At 36.0% G+C, this 13,827-nt stretch carries 16 protein-coding genes; 5 read left to right on the forward strand and 11 right to left on the reverse strand.

The genetic code is table 11. The features are described from left to right. Positions 1–26 precede the first annotated feature (26 nt). The 4 genes from EG339_RS24360 to EG339_RS20045 all read left to right on the forward strand — a co-directional run bounded on the left by EG339_RS24360 (position 27) and on the right by EG339_RS20045 (position 2,256). The gene (locus EG339_RS24360) at positions 27–200 is read left to right on the forward strand and encodes a hypothetical protein (RefSeq protein ID WP_164465367.1); all 174 of its coding nucleotides are present in this window, start codon (positions 27–29) and stop codon (positions 198–200) included. Between the two features lie 162 nt (positions 201–362). Continuing rightward, the gene (locus EG339_RS20035; protein ID WP_123871661.1) at positions 363–776 is read left to right on the forward strand and encodes a helix-turn-helix domain-containing protein; all 414 of its coding nucleotides are present in this window, start codon (positions 363–365) and stop codon (positions 774–776) included. Between the two features lie 122 nt (positions 777–898). Beyond that, positions 899–1,426 carry a helix-turn-helix domain-containing protein gene (locus EG339_RS20040; protein ID WP_123868395.1) on the forward strand — a complete coding sequence of 176 codons (528 nt, stop codon included), beginning with the start codon at positions 899–901 and terminating at the stop codon, positions 1,424–1,426. Beyond that, entirely contained in the window at positions 1,414–2,256 is an 843-nt protein-coding gene (locus tag EG339_RS20045; RefSeq protein ID WP_123868394.1) for an IS3 family transposase, read from the forward strand. The genes EG339_RS20040 and EG339_RS20045 overlap by 13 nt, the downstream gene beginning before the upstream one ends. Positions 2,257–2,317: 61 nt before the next feature. Here EG339_RS20045 and gcvP read toward each other — a convergent pair whose 3' ends face one another. After that, positions 2,318–5,176: an aminomethyl-transferring glycine dehydrogenase gene (gene gcvP, locus EG339_RS20050; RefSeq protein WP_123871662.1), complete on the reverse strand. Its 2,859-nt coding sequence runs from the start codon at positions 5,174–5,176 to the stop codon at positions 2,318–2,320. Positions 5,177–5,651: 475 nt separating this feature from the next. Here gcvP and EG339_RS24365 point away from each other — a divergent pair, with 475 nt between their 5' ends. Next, positions 5,652–5,804 carry a hypothetical protein gene (locus tag EG339_RS24365; protein ID WP_164465368.1) on the forward strand — a complete coding sequence of 51 codons (153 nt, stop codon included), beginning with the start codon at positions 5,652–5,654 and terminating at the stop codon, positions 5,802–5,804. Here EG339_RS24365 and EG339_RS20055 read toward each other — a convergent pair. From EG339_RS20055 to EG339_RS20100, 10 genes are all read right to left on the reverse strand, one after another. Beyond that, positions 5,801–6,448 carry a DnaJ domain-containing protein gene (locus tag EG339_RS20055; protein WP_123871663.1) on the reverse strand — a complete coding sequence of 216 codons (648 nt, stop codon included), beginning with the start codon at positions 6,446–6,448 and terminating at the stop codon, positions 5,801–5,803. The genes EG339_RS24365 and EG339_RS20055 overlap by 4 nt on opposite strands. A gap of 380 nt (positions 6,449–6,828) precedes the next feature. Continuing rightward, complete coding sequence (locus EG339_RS20060) at positions 6,829–7,362, reverse strand: alpha/beta hydrolase family protein (protein ID WP_164466465.1); 534 nt, start codon at positions 7,360–7,362, stop codon at positions 6,829–6,831. Between the two features lie 274 nt (positions 7,363–7,636). After that, positions 7,637–7,894, reverse strand: coding sequence for a hypothetical protein (locus tag EG339_RS20065; protein ID WP_123871665.1), 258 nt, complete (start codon positions 7,892–7,894; stop codon positions 7,637–7,639). 90 nt (positions 7,895–7,984) lie between these two features. Then, on the reverse strand, positions 7,985–8,317 hold the full coding sequence (locus EG339_RS20070) for a hypothetical protein (RefSeq protein WP_123871666.1): 333 nt from the start codon (positions 8,315–8,317) through the stop codon (positions 7,985–7,987). A gap of 11 nt (positions 8,318–8,328) precedes the next feature. Continuing rightward, positions 8,329–8,883 carry an RNA polymerase sigma factor gene (locus EG339_RS20075; RefSeq protein WP_228459659.1) on the reverse strand — a complete coding sequence of 185 codons (555 nt, stop codon included), beginning with the start codon at positions 8,881–8,883 and terminating at the stop codon, positions 8,329–8,331. Between the two features lie 342 nt (positions 8,884–9,225). Continuing rightward, positions 9,226–11,229, reverse strand: coding sequence for a S9 family peptidase (locus EG339_RS20080; RefSeq protein ID WP_123871668.1), 2,004 nt, complete (start codon positions 11,227–11,229; stop codon positions 9,226–9,228). Between the two features lie 169 nt (positions 11,230–11,398). After that, positions 11,399–11,857, reverse strand: a complete 459-nt coding sequence (locus EG339_RS20085) for a DoxX family protein (protein WP_123871669.1) — start codon at positions 11,855–11,857, stop codon at positions 11,399–11,401. An 86-nt stretch (positions 11,858–11,943) separates the two neighbouring features. Continuing rightward, a complete protein-coding gene (locus EG339_RS20090) occupies positions 11,944–12,402 on the reverse strand; it encodes an SRPBCC family protein (protein WP_123871670.1) in 459 nt (152 codons plus the stop codon). A 42-nt stretch (positions 12,403–12,444) separates the two neighbouring features. Then, positions 12,445–12,873, reverse strand: coding sequence for an SRPBCC family protein (locus tag EG339_RS20095; RefSeq protein WP_123871671.1), 429 nt, complete (start codon positions 12,871–12,873; stop codon positions 12,445–12,447). Between the two features lie 72 nt (positions 12,874–12,945). Next, positions 12,946–13,779: an SDR family oxidoreductase gene (locus tag EG339_RS20100; protein ID WP_123871672.1), complete on the reverse strand. Its 834-nt coding sequence runs from the start codon at positions 13,777–13,779 to the stop codon at positions 12,946–12,948. Positions 13,780–13,827 lie beyond the last annotated feature (48 nt).

A 13,827-nucleotide genomic window follows, 5' to 3' on the forward strand; every position in this document is an offset into this window, starting at 1 on the left:
ACACTAGCAACCAAACAAATGCAATTATGATCAGAAAATTACTTTCGGGCTGTCTTTTATTGGCAGTATTATTCTTTTACTCATGTGAAAAAGAAAACACACAGATGAAAAGTGGAATCTCACTTGAAACTATTTCAATGATAACCGTACTTACTATGGGAGTAGCCATTTTGGTGGCCTACAGCTATAAGAGAAGATAAATGAATATGACAGAAAAACAATAGAACACCTCTCAGTTTTGGGAGGTCTTTTTGTTTTTATTTAAAAAGAATTTAGTACAAATTTTCTGCTCCACATCTTAATATCCACCACAATTTTCTATCTTTACTCATATAAACCTTCAAATAAGATTAAAACCACAAATGGAACAGAAAGTACATCAGGGGAGAAATGTAAAAAGATTCAGAGAAATGCTGGGCATTAAACAGGAAGCTTTGGCATTGGATTTAGGTGACGACTGGAACCAAAAGAAAGTCTCATTATTGGAACAGAAAGAAACTATTGAAGATCCTCTTCTTCAAAAAATATCTGATGTATTAAAAATTCCTGTGGAAGCATTTCAGAATTTTGATGAAGAACAGGCTGTAAATATTATAGCCAATACTTTTTCTTTAGATAATGGTTCAATATTCAATGCCCATAATACTAATCCTGTATTCAATCCAGTTGAGACAATTCTCAAAATACATGAAGAGAAAATTGCACTTTATGAAAGAATGCTGAAGGAAAAGGATGATATGATGACAAGGCTTGAAGGACTGATTAAAAACAAGTAAAAAATCATTCGTGCTTTGAGATTGCTTCGCTACGCCCGCAATGACTATGAATAAAAGCAAAATCCCTTTCAGTGATGTGGACTGCCCCCAAAAAGTTAGACACTTTTTAGGGGCATTTTTTTATGTATAGAAAAGAAAAATTTAGCGTTGCTTTCAAATTAGAATGTATTAACCTCCACAAAAATTCTCATCGTTCAATTGGATCTATAGCAACAGAGAAAGGATTTAACGAAAGTAATCTACGCAAGTGGATGGGCTTTTATAATAAGTACGGAATCTCGGGTTTACAACCAAGAAGAAATAAGATCTATTCTGTGAATTTCAAGGTTAAAGTTTTAAAAACTATCGAAATAGAACATATCTCACAAAGAGAAGCATGTATCCGATTTGATATCGCAGCTCAATCTACCGTGCTGAATTGGCAAAGGGATTACGAAAAAAGTGGTATTTTAGGATTAAAGAATAAACCTAAAGGAAGGCCCTGTATTATGAGTGATTACAAGCGTAAAAAAAGAAAGTCTGATAAGCCATTGACCAGAGAAGAAGAACTTTTATTGGAAAACGAAAGATTGCGAGCTGAAATTGATTTTCTAAAAAAGTTAGACGCCTTAACTCTCAAAAAGAACAAGCAGAGGCCATCGAAGGATTAAGGCGAAAATATAATCTGTCGCTCCTGCTGGATTGTACAGGTATGGCCAGAAGTAGTTTCTATTACCATCAGAAAGCTCTTAATAAAAAGGATAAGTATGGAAAAGTAAAAACTTTGATCAAACAGATTTATCATAGGCATAAAGGTCGATTTGGATACCGTCGTATTACTTTGATGATGAAACAGCAAGGAATTGTAATTAATCATAAAACGGTCTTAAGACTAATGAAGGCACTGGGATTGAAAAGTATCATTAGGGTTAAGAAATACAGATCTTACCGGGGAGAGCAAGGCAGGATAGCACCAAATATTCTGGAGAGGAACTTTAAGGCAGATCAGCCAAACAGAAAATGGGCCACTGATGTGACAGAGTTTAACGTATCAGGCAGTAAATTGTATCTTTCGCCGATAATTGACCTTTACAATGGCGAGATTATCAGTTATGATCTCTCGGAAAGGCCTGTCTTTGCGCAGGTTATGAATATGCTCAAAAAAGGGTTTAGAAAGATTAAGAATACTGAAAACCTCATTATCCACTCTGATCAAGGCTGGCAATATCAAATGAAAACCTATCAGCACATGTTAAAAGAAAAAGGCATTATCCAAAGTATGTCCCGCAAAGGAAACTGCCTTGATAATGCGGTAATAGAAAACTTCTTTGGAACTTTAAAATCTGAAATGTTCTATATTAAGAAATTTAAAACCATTGATGAACTCAAAAAAGAAATAAAGAAGTATATCAATTACTATAATAACGACAGAATAAGACTTAATCTAAAAGGAAAGAGTCCGGTACAGTACCGAACTCTTTCATATAATAATATTGTTTAATTTTGTCTAAACTTTTGGGTGCAGTCTATGAAAGGGATTTTTTATAGCTAAAAAACTAATATTACATATAAGCTTCAATTGGCTCACAAGTACATACCAAGTTTCTGTCTCCGTAAGCTTCATCTATTCTTGATACAGAAGCAAAGAATTTATGGTCTCTTACCCACTCTAGCGGATAAGCTGCCTTTTCTCTGCTGTATGGTTTATCCCAAGAATCAGAGATCACCAATTGTTCTGTATGAGGAGCGTTTTTCAATACGTTATTGGCAGGATCAGCCTGTCCGTTAGCAATCTCATCAATTTCCTGTTTAATAGAGATTAAAGCTTCAGCAAAACGATCAATTTCAGCTTTGCTTTCAGATTCTGTAGGCTCAATCATTAATGTTCCTGCCACTGGGAAAGAAACGGTAGGAGCATGGAATCCATAATCCATTAATCTCTTCGCCACATCGGCTACTTCAATTCCTAATGCTTTAAACTGACGGAAATCTACGATACACTCATGAGCTACTCTTCCGTTTTCATTGGAATATAAGATTGGGAAATGTTCAGCTAAAATTTCTTTAAGGTAGTTCGCATTCATAATCGCGTGACCTGTTGCTTTTTTCAATCCGTCTGTTCCTAACATTTTGATGTAAGCGTAAGAAATATTTAGGATTAATCCTGAACCGTAAGGGGCTGCAGAAATACCGTCAATTGCTTCTTTAGATCCGATTTTGATATTGGCATTGGAAGGAAGGAATGGTACTAAGTGTTTAGCAACACAGATTGGGCCTACACCAGGACCTCCACCTCCGTGAGGAATTGCGAAAGTTTTGTGAAGATTTAAGTGGCAAACGTCTGCTCCGATATTTCCCGGACTTGTAAATCCTACCTGAGCGTTCATGTTCGCACCATCCATATAAACTTGTCCTCCGTGTTGGTGGATCAGATTCGTAATTTCTTTGATATTAGCATCAAAGAATCCGTAAGTAGACGGATATGTAATCATTACAGCAGATAAGTTTGCTGAATGTAATTCTGTTTTAGCTTTAAGGTCTTCGAAGTCGATTTCACCGTTTTCAAGGTTTTTCACCACTACGATTTTCATTCCTGCCATGGCAGCAGAAGCCGGGTTAGTTCCGTGTGCAGACTGAGGAATCAGTACTACATTTCTATGGTGGTCTCCTCTTGAAATGTGGTATTCTCTGATCACCATTAATCCTGCATATTCTCCCTGCGCTCCAGAGTTCGGCTGTAATGAAGTTCCGGCAAAACCAGTAATTGTTGCAAGGTCTTTTTCAAGCTCTGCAATCATCTTCTGATATCCTCCTGCCTGATCTACCGGTACAAATGGGTGTACACTACCCCAATCTGCCCATGAAAGAGGCAACATTTCTGTAGCTGCGTTCAGTTTCATGGTACAAGATCCTAAAGAAATCATTGAGTGAGTTAATGATAAATCTTTTCTCTCCAGACGCTTGATATAACGCATCAACTCTGTTTCCGTATGGTATTTGTTGAATACTTCTTCTGTAAGAATCTGATCTTTTCTAAGATTTTCTTCAGGAATACTGTATCCTTCTTTGATTTCTAATTTGAAAGTCTGCTTGTCTTTGAACTGAGCAAAAGAAGCCATCAGATAGTTTAATTTCTCTAATGTAGTACTTTCGTTGATGGCAATACTTACTACACCTTCTGTAAAGTAGTTAAGATTAATTCTGTGATCCAGCATCAGTCTTACTAATCTTGCTTTCTCATCTTCAGGCATTGTGATTTTCACGGTATCGAAGATCGGCTCTTCTACTACCTGGTATCCTAATGCTTTAAGCCCTCCTTTCAAAGCATTTGCTTTAAAGTGAATTTGGTCAGCAATATAGTTTAATCCTTTCGGACCGTGATAAACAGCATACATACCAGCCATTACCGCTAAAAGAACCTGAGCAGTACAGATATTGGAAGTTGCCTTCTCTCTCTTGATGTGCTGTTCTCTTGTCTGTAACGCCATTCTTAAAGCACGTTTTCCGTACATATCCTGAGAAACCCCAATGATTCTTCCAGGAATGTCTCTTTTATATTCTTCTCTACAAGCAAAGAATGCAGCGTGAGGCCCACCGTATCCTAATGGGATACCAAATCTCTGTGTAGTACCTACCGCACAGTCTGCCCCCATTTCAGCCGGTGATTTCAATTTCACCAATGCCATTGGGTCACAAGCAACTGCTACCTGAAGGTCTAATTTTTTATATTCTACGATGTTTTCCGTATAATCCAGAACAATTCCGTTTTTACCTGGATATTGTAATAAAACTCCATAATAAGATGCGTCTAATGCATGAGTCTTGTGGTCTCCTATAACAACTTCAATTCCTAATCCTTCAGCCTTGGTTTTCAATACAGAGATTGTCTGAGGCAATACAAGATCTGAGATGAAGAATTTATTAGCTTCTGCTTTCTTCTGATCTTTAGTTCTGTTGTTAAAGAACATATGCATTGCTTCAGCTGCCGCAGTAGATTCATCCAGCAAAGAAGCGTTAGCAAGACCAAAACCTGTAAGATCACATACTACAGTCTGAAAATTAAGAAGAGCCTCCAGCCTTCCCTGTGCAATTTCAGCCTGGTACGGAGTGTATGCCGTATACCAGCTTGGGTTTTCAAAGATATTTCTCTGAATAGCTGATGGTAAAAGTGTATTGTGGTATCCGAAACCGATATAACTTGTATAATCAGTATTTTTTGATGCCAACTCCTTAGAGTGGTTTAGCATTTCGTATTCCGAAAGCGGTGCTGAGATCTCAAGATCTTTTTCTAAACGGATAGAAGAAGGAATGGTCTGAGAAATTAACTCTTCAATACTAGAAACGCCAAGTTTCTCCAACATCGCCTGTTTATCGGCTTCGTTTAGGGAAATGTGACGGCTCACAAACTGTTCTGTATTCATTTTTATTTATTAGATTTTGTTTGTAAAAAGATGGGTAAAATTACAATTTTTTACACGATTGTACAACAGTCTGCACCTATTGATAATTCACTAATACATCCAGTTATTATTACATCATTCGCTTTTACCAATCGCCCGTTATAGTTTTATTTATTTTAAACACTAATTATATTGATTTTATAAATAATATGTAAGAAATTCCATAATTCTTTATTAATAAAATAGTAAAATAATTATTAAAAATCGCTCCCATCATATTAAATCCCAAAACGGATATAAGGTCCTGAAAACTTCAGGCGCTTCTACTTTAAAAACAAATAGGCATCTTTAAAAATGCCAAGCCTTTCTTGAATTCTGGACTTATTTTGAGCACACTGAATGCTATCAAGCAGCCTAAGAATAGCTATTCATCAGGTTTTAAGAATTTTATGAAATTTTATTAATTATATTTATTCTAAATTAATATATTTGCAGTATGAATATGATTGTCCCATTTAAAGTTCCGCCTTTGGCTCCGGTATATGCATTCAACAATGAAGAGATGTTCTGTGAAAAGAAATCCTGCTGCAAAAAATTCAAGAAAGGGAAAAGATGTAAAAAGTGTCCCGGAAGGAAGAAAATGGCTTAAATAAACTCCTTTATAAGGAAATACAAGGCAATTGCCAGAATAATAATTCCCCAAAACAACATAACAATTTTAGGCTGACCAGTTTTGTTCACTGCCGTTCTGGGCTGTGGCTTAAACATTTCATCGACAGTATTTTTGAATCTGTCAGTATCATTTTCAAAAACCTCAGTAATGGTAATGCCCTGAACTACGGTTTTATGCAATAGTGAATTTGTTGCATGAAGCAATAACTGAAATTTCCCGTCTTTAAATTCTGTGATCTTAAATATCCTTTCTCCATAAGGTTTTTCAAGGCCAAAAGGCAAAACCTTAACTACATCAGCATTGCTTGTCTGCCAGCTGATGATAATCTCCTCTCCTTTTTTCGCGTGAATTTTATTGGCTGTAAAGGTTTTTATAGCAGGAGGAATATTGTATCTGAAACTTCTCTGATGACTTTCTAAATTCTGGTCATAAGCCTTTCTCTTCGAAGGGTCACTGAGCATTTCATAAGCTTCCTGAATTTCACGAAAACGGTCTGCAAAAAAGTCATCGTTTTCATTTTTATCGGGATGGTATTTCAGAGAGAGCTTACGATAGGCCTTTTTGATGTCTTCATCTGAAGCATCCTGGGATATACCGAGAAAATAGTAGTAGTCTTTCATTGAGCAATACAAAAATAAGGATTTATTTTTCTTTTTGCTTTGTGTTTAGGGTAAAAGTAGCCTCAACTTTAAAGTATAATCTAATTGTTGGAAAAACGCAAAAGACGCAAGGAGTATTGAAAAGCTGTATGCTTTAAGTCGCAAAGATTTTATCTGCGATAAAATTGGACACTGCTAAATATGTTTTAAATCACCACTAATGCACGAATAATTTTATTGATGTTTAAGCTATATTTCTATGTGGTTAAAAAAGCTACATAGAAATATAGAATTTTACCCATGCATTTGTGGCAAAAAAAATGAATATGCATTTCTGAAATTGATTGGGTTTACTTATGCTTTAAGAATATGTGATGCCTTTTGCATATCTTAAATCTAAATTACTTACCATAAATCCAGCCTTTTGTTGGGATAATCCATTCATCAAGGGCTTTAAACAAAAAACCATGATTCAGTCCTGTGTTAAGCTCAATTTCTTTAAAATCTTTTATATCTGATCTGATGAATCTTTGCTGCTGAGATAAGGAAATATGGCCATCATCTGATTTTTCCGTAATGGAAAGTATTTTTCCATACAGCCTGAAATCCGGATCTTTCTCCAAAGAATCATCTTTAAAACTGGCCCCAATAAAGACAAATTTCAGTGCCGGATTTTTTTGATAATAGGAAATATATTGTGCAATATACCCCCCTTGAGAGGTTCCTACCACCGCAATATTTTCAGCTCTGATCCCTTTTTTTATAAGGCGGTCTATCTGTTTCTTTATTTTTAAAGCATATACTGCAGGATCTGTATTGGGTTTTCTCTTTTCAAAAAGCACGATATTACTGCCATCCTTCAACTGATGGAGTATTTTCTCATACTCCACAATACCATATTTAGGATGTTCTTCATCAAGCTTATGTTCTTCCATAAATTTATTATGCAGAAAGAAAATGTATTTTTTCTGCTTTACCTCAGATTTCTGCCCATATATGATGATAGAAAACACTGTGAGTATGATAATAAAAATATTCTTTGAAACCATTATAGTACACATTTAAACAGAAAAACAAATTTAGTATTTAATAATTAGATTTTCTACAAATTCAGATGATCCTTCTTTATTGGAATATGTAAATAAAAATTCGGGCTCGGGAAGCTTTGCTTCCCGAGCCCGAATTAAACAATTTCAATTTAGTTACTTTTTATGCTTCGCAGGTATTATCCTTTTTACAGCATCTTGAACCGAATTCTTTTTTGAATTTTCCTTTCAGTTCCTGATAGTCTTCATCATTCATTTCTCTGATCTTATCGGCTAATCCGAAAGGGGATTTTTCTTTGATTCCATATTCATCAAAAATACCTCTGATAAATCTTTTTCTTTGTGCTGCTTTCTTAGCAATTAAGGCTACACCTACAACGGCTAATGCTCCAAGAGCTCCTTTTAATACTGAATTTTTCATTTTTTCAAAATTTTAAATTTTACTACTTCTTGTTTTTTATAGAGACGAATGAATTTTAATTTTACTTTACTACTTCGTTAAAATTTTAAATTATTCGTTATTTCTGTTGAAGAATCCTCCGGAACATCTGTTTCTCCAGGCTTCTTTAAATTTCTCTTTCTCTTCAGGCGATAAACTTTCCATTTTCTCTCTCATTTTCCGTTCTTTAAAATCCTTCATTCCTTTACCAAAATGAAAACCACCGAAAAGAATTTTACTCAAGATCAAAATTCCCATTGCCTGCCAGAATGTAATGGATTTTACTCCTAAAATTTCAGGAAGAAGGCAATTCCAAAGTGACATTACAATCCAGGTAACGGCTAAGATGATTAACGGTGGGCATAACAATAAAAAAATCCACCCTTTTTTGTGTTTATGATTCATAATTTCTTTTTCTAACTTTTTAAATCTTCGTATAATTTTCTCAATCTGTTTCTCAGATGCTTCACAGCATAGTTTTTCCTACTGATGATGGTTTTAATATTTTCTCCCTGTTCATCGGCGATCTCCTGGAGGGTTTTGTCGTTGAGTTCATTTTCTACGTAGACCAGCCTTTGTTTCTCGGGAAGTTCATCAAGCGCTTCAAACAGTTTTTTCCAGATCTCATCCTGAAACATCTTCACTTCAGGACCTGCACTTTCATCCATCAATAAAATATCTTTGATGGAAAAGCTTCCGTCTTCGTCCTCATAAACGAAGTCTTCAAGATTTTCTGTTTTCTTTTTACGGTAACGGTCTGTAATTTTATTAGCCGTTACTCTATATAGCCAGCCTCCTACATTCACAATCTCAGAAAGATTGGTAAGACTGCTGAACTGATACCACACTTCCTGCAGAATATCTTCCGCATCTTCCGTGTTTTTCACTTTGGGACGAATATAAGACATCAGCTTCCCTCCGTAATTGGAAACGGTTTGCGAGATGATACTTTCTTTATCCTTCTTTGGCATTGTTATTTTTTCGACAACCTCCATACTGCTATGACGGCTATCCTTTTGGTTTTACTTTAATAAATTTAAAATATTTTTCTTAGAAATCAGTTTTTCTTTTATTCATCGATCTTTTATCACCTTAATTATTCCCAGAGTACTCATTACTCATGTTTAAGGAAGCTTTTTCCGCTATCCGCTTATACTCCTCACTCCAGACCATCCCACACTCTTACCCTCCAACTCTCCCGCTCATGTTCCGGGGTAACCGCTGCTATCGGGGCTAAACACCACCTAGTCATAATAACCAATAAAGAAACGGAAGACCTGAGCCTTCCGTTCCAAACATTATAAAATTATAGTTTATTTATTAAAATTTTCAGCAAAGAATCCTAACATTGACTTATAAAGCTCAATCCTGTTAGCCTCTTTTCCGAACCCGTGCCCTTCATCATATTTTACCATGTATGGTACTTCAAAGCCTTTGGCGCGCATTGCTTTTACAATCTGATCAGACTCATTTATATTTACCCTTGGGTCATTGGCCCCCTGAACTACAAATAAAGGCTTCTTGATTTTATCAATCTGAAAGACAGGAGATACTTCTTTAGCAATTTTTGCTTCTTCCGGATTATCCAGATCATACCAGATCTGCTTTACCATTTCTTTATAAGGCTTCCAATATTCGGGGAATGAATCAAAGAAGGTAAAGATATTGGATACCCCTACATAATCTACTCCACAGGTATATAGATCCGGCGTTTTAATTAAGCCCATAAGAGTGGCATATCCGCCGTGGCTTCCTCCATAAATTGCTATTTTATCTTTGTCTATCCAGCCTTGGCTGATGGCATATTTTACTCCATCTTCCACGTCATCCATTGCTTTTCTTCCAATTTGCTTATATCCTGCTTTCTGAAATTCTTTTCCGTACCCTCCGGAAATTCTGAAATTCACCTGCAGGGTTGCATACCCCCTGCTTGCAAATAGCTGGGTTTCCGGATTGAAGCCCCAATGGTCTCTGATTCCCTGAGGCCCGCCGTGAGGATTCACGATTAAAGGAACTTTTTTCCCTTCTAAAGCTGCTTTAGGAAGTGTGATATATCCACGAATGGTTAATCCGTCCCTGCTTTTGAACTCAATAGGCCTCATTTCAGCCATATCTTCTTCTTTCAGCTGTGGCATCAGATTATAAAGAAGTTTTGTCTGTTTCGTTTTGGTATCGTATTCATAGTAGGTTCCATATAATTTATCACTACCTACAACTACAAGAAGTTTCTCATTATTGTCATCTGATGAAACAACAGCAAACTCTTTATCACCAAACTGAGCTTTTAGTTGGTCATCAATTTCCTTATAAAATTTACTTACCGGAACTGTTTCGCCTTTTAACCCTTCATAGCTGATATAATCCAACTCGTAATTCCTGTTCTTACCTGCCACACTTATGGAGCTTACATCATAAACAGGATTGGCATATACTTCTTTGATCACAGCATTTTTTTTCAGGTCATATAAAACAATCCGGGCTTTGTCGCTGTCCAGATTGGTTACTACATAAGCTTCATCTTTATTGTTAGAATGATCATTAAATCTGATAATACTGAAGGTATCTGACCAGTCTGTAGATTTCAAAAGATTGAATTTCCCGGTTTGTAAATCTTTATAATAGGTTTTAGTGGTCAGTCCGTTTTCAAGAACGCTATAACCTCTCAAATTGCCGTCTTTATCGAAAATATAACCATCAATAGGGCTGTTGACATCCTTATTTTCATACAATTGAGTCATTTCTCCTGTTACAAAATTGATTTTATAAGGTTCGAAGATCTGCTTATTGTTCTTATTCATTGTCACCACAACAAAGTCAGTATCTTTTATTGGATTAATTTCCCCTAATGTAATGCCTTCAAATGGTGTTAAATCCTTAAGATTGGTTCCGTCTACATTGGCTGCATATAAATGGATATTTTCATTTCCGCCTTTATCCTGAGTATAATACAGGCGGTTTTTATTCAGCCAGCCATAAGCTTTTATCAGATCATCTTTTTCAACAATAGCTTTGGTAATTTTTCCTGTATTCAATTCTTTAACATACACATGGTTTTTACTGTCTTTATCTTTTTCTTTGTAGGAAAGGTATTTCCCATCAGGAGAAATTTTAAACACAGAAGCTTTTGGCCTTGCAAAATAATCTTCTACTTTATACTTGAAGTTCCCTTTATCATAAGATACTAGTTTTTCAAGACTGGTTTTGGTAGACGGAAGTGTTGGATCTCCCGGAAGTTTTGCTGTGGAATTTTGTGCGTTGATCATAATGGCAGAAAGTACAATATAAGCTGTACCGAAAATTTTAGAATTCAGATTCATAACTTACGTTTTTGAAGTTTAAAAACAGAGGTCCCAATTCAATATTGCAATCAATAAAAAATAAGATCCTTTACAGATAAGACACTTCAGAATTCAAAATGTTACAATATTTAACATTTTTTTGGCAGTTTTCAAAATAAAAAAGCAGTCCCGAGGACTGCCTGTATGGTTACCGTAAATAAATTCCGAAATACCAGGTCCATGCTATTAAAATAATCTGCATAGGAATTCTTTGTGTATAAAGGTATTGCATTCCCGGACCTGTATAATCTGCTTTAAAAATATTTATATTCTTTCGGGATGAGTTAATATTGGCTATAAAAACCAATATATAAAAAATAATCAGTAAGACGGCTGTCATTTCTCGGATGGCAGGAATCATAAGCCCTATTCCCGCAGCAATTTCCAAAAAACCGGTACAATAAACCCAAAACATTTTAGCGGGAATAAAATCGGGAATCATCATGGCCATTCCATTTTGAAATTTAAAATGGGAAAAACCTGTAAATATGATAAAAACCGCCATACCGATATTTCCTGAAAACAAAAGATCCGGTTTCCCCTGGAATACCAGGGTTCCGAGTAAAGCTAATACAAATGTTCCGAAGAGAATTACTAATAGTTTCATATTGTTCTGAATTGACAGACAAAAGATACAAAAATTGAGACAAGTGATATACGCTGCCAATTTGCAACTTTAAACACAATCTCTTCCTACACCGAACTGAGATTAACGCCTTCTGCCAGACTTTTTACCAACATCAGTCCTTTTGTAAATCCTGTATCCATATGATCCTTCCATTCTTTGTCTACCTGAACTTCGGTATGAAGCTTTGTCTTTCCGCCAAAGTCAGTCAGAAAATATTTTTCAAAGCATCCGCTCCATTCCATAACTTCTTTGCTTTGGGTATCTTCTACTCCGTTTTCTATCATCCCCAAATGTTTAAAAACAATTTGATTAGGCTCATCCAGACTGTCTATGGTAGAAACCATTCCATCACCTTTTTCATTAAGGAAATAGGTTTTGCCGTCTACCTTCCAGTCGGATTTCATGACCGAAGAGCCGGCACCAAAATATTGTGTCCACTGGCTATACGTTTCTGGTCTCCAAAGAATGTCCCATACTTTCTGTAAAGGAGCATCAATTATTGTTTCGTATGATAAGGTTTCCATATTTTCAATTTTGTGGTTGTTTATCGTTTAAATGGTATTTCTTTAAAGCTGATTTTCAGAAAGATGCTTAACGATATTCATTGCTTTTGGAAATTTTTCTTCAAAAAAAGATTTAAACTCTTCAGGAGTATTGATAACTGTTTTTAATAATGTTCCTTCATCATTTTCTTCCAGAAAGTAAGCTTCCGTGGCATCTCCCCATTCCTTGGCAACTTCAATCCCTTCATAAATTTCTCCTAAATGCAGAAATTTTATTTCCTCATTGGGTATTACTTTTTCAACCCTGCTATACATCCCGTTATTTTTGGGATCCAGGAATTTGACGATATTATTTTCTTCCAATGTACCTTCATAAAAGGAACCTTCTGTAAAAGCGGTAGTCCATTGCCTGTAAGTAATATCACTCCAAAGAACACTCCACACTTTTTCAGGTTCTGCATTAATTTGTATTTGATATGATAACTGTTCCATATTGTTATGTATTAAGTGGTATGTTTAAATTTAAGGAATTCAGTGCTGAGAATATAATATGTGTTACAAATTCTAGCCTCCAACAAAATCTCCGCCATTGATATGAATTACTTCCCCCGTGATGAAGCTTGCATCTTTAGAGGCCAGAAAAACATAGGCTGGGGCTACTTCTGATGGCTGTCCGGCCCGTTTTAAAGGGGTATCTTTCCCGAATGTCGGAAGATCATCAAAAGCTTCCTTTACAAGGGGAGTCCATATAGGTCCGGGAGCTACGCCATTTACCAGAATTTCTTTTTCAGCAAGATTATCTGCCAATGAACGGATAAAAGATAAAATGGCTCCTTTTGTGGCGGCGTAATCAATCAGGTGATTGCTTCCACGATAGGCGGTGACAGAAGTTGTGCAGATGATTCTCCCTCCTTTTCCTATCAATGGAAGAAAATTCCGGGTAAAAGAAATCATGGAAATAATGTTGGTCTGAAATGTCTCCTGAATCTGTTCATCAGAGATTTTTTCGAGACTGTTTTTTGAGGTGTGAATTCCTGCATTATTAACAAGAATATCAATACTTCCCCATGCTTCTTTAACCTTATCCGTACATTTGTTACGGAAAGTTTTTCGGGTAAGATCACCTTTAATCAAAAGACATGTTCTTCCTTCTTTTTCTACCAGCTTCCGGGTTTCCCTGGCATCGTTGTCACTTTCTTTGTAGATAATGGCAACATCAGCTCCCTCTCTTGCGAAATGAACAGCTACTGCCTGCCCTATTCCACTGTCTCCGCCGGAAATGACCGCTTTTTTATCCAATAATTTCCGACTTCCCTGATAATCATCCCTGATAATCTCGGGATACAGGCCTTCTTTGGGTACTTTAGACTTAGATTGTGATTTGTTCTGTGTTTTCATAAGCAAACCTTTTCTCTAAATAACATCAAACAACAAGCCGAAATATCT

Source organism: Chryseobacterium bernardetii (assembly GCF_003815975.1).
GTDB lineage: Bacteria > Bacteroidota > Bacteroidia > Flavobacteriales > Weeksellaceae > Chryseobacterium > Chryseobacterium bernardetii.

Bases quoted from the DNA above. Each gene is read 5' to 3' on its own strand.
- EG339_RS24360 (WP_164465367.1), top strand. From the start codon at position 27: ATGATCAGAAAATTACTTTCGGGCTGTCTTTTATTGGCAGTATTATTC.
- EG339_RS20035 (WP_123871661.1), top strand. From the start codon at position 363: ATGGAACAGAAAGTACATCAGGGGAGAAATGTAAAAAGATTCAGAGAA.
- EG339_RS20040 (WP_123868395.1), top strand. From the start codon at position 899: ATGTATAGAAAAGAAAAATTTAGCGTTGCTTTCAAATTAGAATGTATT.
- gcvP (WP_123871662.1), bottom strand. From the start codon at position 5,176: ATGAATACAGAACAGTTTGTGAGCCGTCACATTTCCCTAAACGAAGCC.
- EG339_RS24365 (WP_164465368.1), top strand. From the start codon at position 5,652: ATGAATATGATTGTCCCATTTAAAGTTCCGCCTTTGGCTCCGGTATAT.
- EG339_RS20055 (WP_123871663.1), bottom strand. From the start codon at position 6,448: ATGAAAGACTACTACTATTTTCTCGGTATATCCCAGGATGCTTCAGAT.
- EG339_RS20060 (WP_164466465.1), bottom strand. From the start codon at position 7,362: ATGGAAGAACATAAGCTTGATGAAGAACATCCTAAATATGGTATTGTG.
- EG339_RS20065 (WP_123871665.1), bottom strand. From the start codon at position 7,894: ATGAAAAATTCAGTATTAAAAGGAGCTCTTGGAGCATTAGCCGTTGTA.
- EG339_RS20070 (WP_123871666.1), bottom strand. From the start codon at position 8,317: ATGAATCATAAACACAAAAAAGGGTGGATTTTTTTATTGTTATGCCCA.
- EG339_RS20075 (WP_228459659.1), bottom strand. From the start codon at position 8,883: ATGCCAAAGAAGGATAAAGAAAGTATCATCTCGCAAACCGTTTCCAAT.
- EG339_RS20080 (WP_123871668.1), bottom strand. From the start codon at position 11,229: ATGAATCTGAATTCTAAAATTTTCGGTACAGCTTATATTGTACTTTCT.
- EG339_RS20085 (WP_123871669.1), bottom strand. From the start codon at position 11,857: ATGAAACTATTAGTAATTCTCTTCGGAACATTTGTATTAGCTTTACTC.
- EG339_RS20090 (WP_123871670.1), bottom strand. From the start codon at position 12,402: ATGGAAACCTTATCATACGAAACAATAATTGATGCTCCTTTACAGAAA.
- EG339_RS20095 (WP_123871671.1), bottom strand. From the start codon at position 12,873: ATGGAACAGTTATCATATCAAATACAAATTAATGCAGAACCTGAAAAA.
- EG339_RS20100 (WP_123871672.1), bottom strand. From the start codon at position 13,779: ATGAAAACACAGAACAAATCACAATCTAAGTCTAAAGTACCCAAAGAA.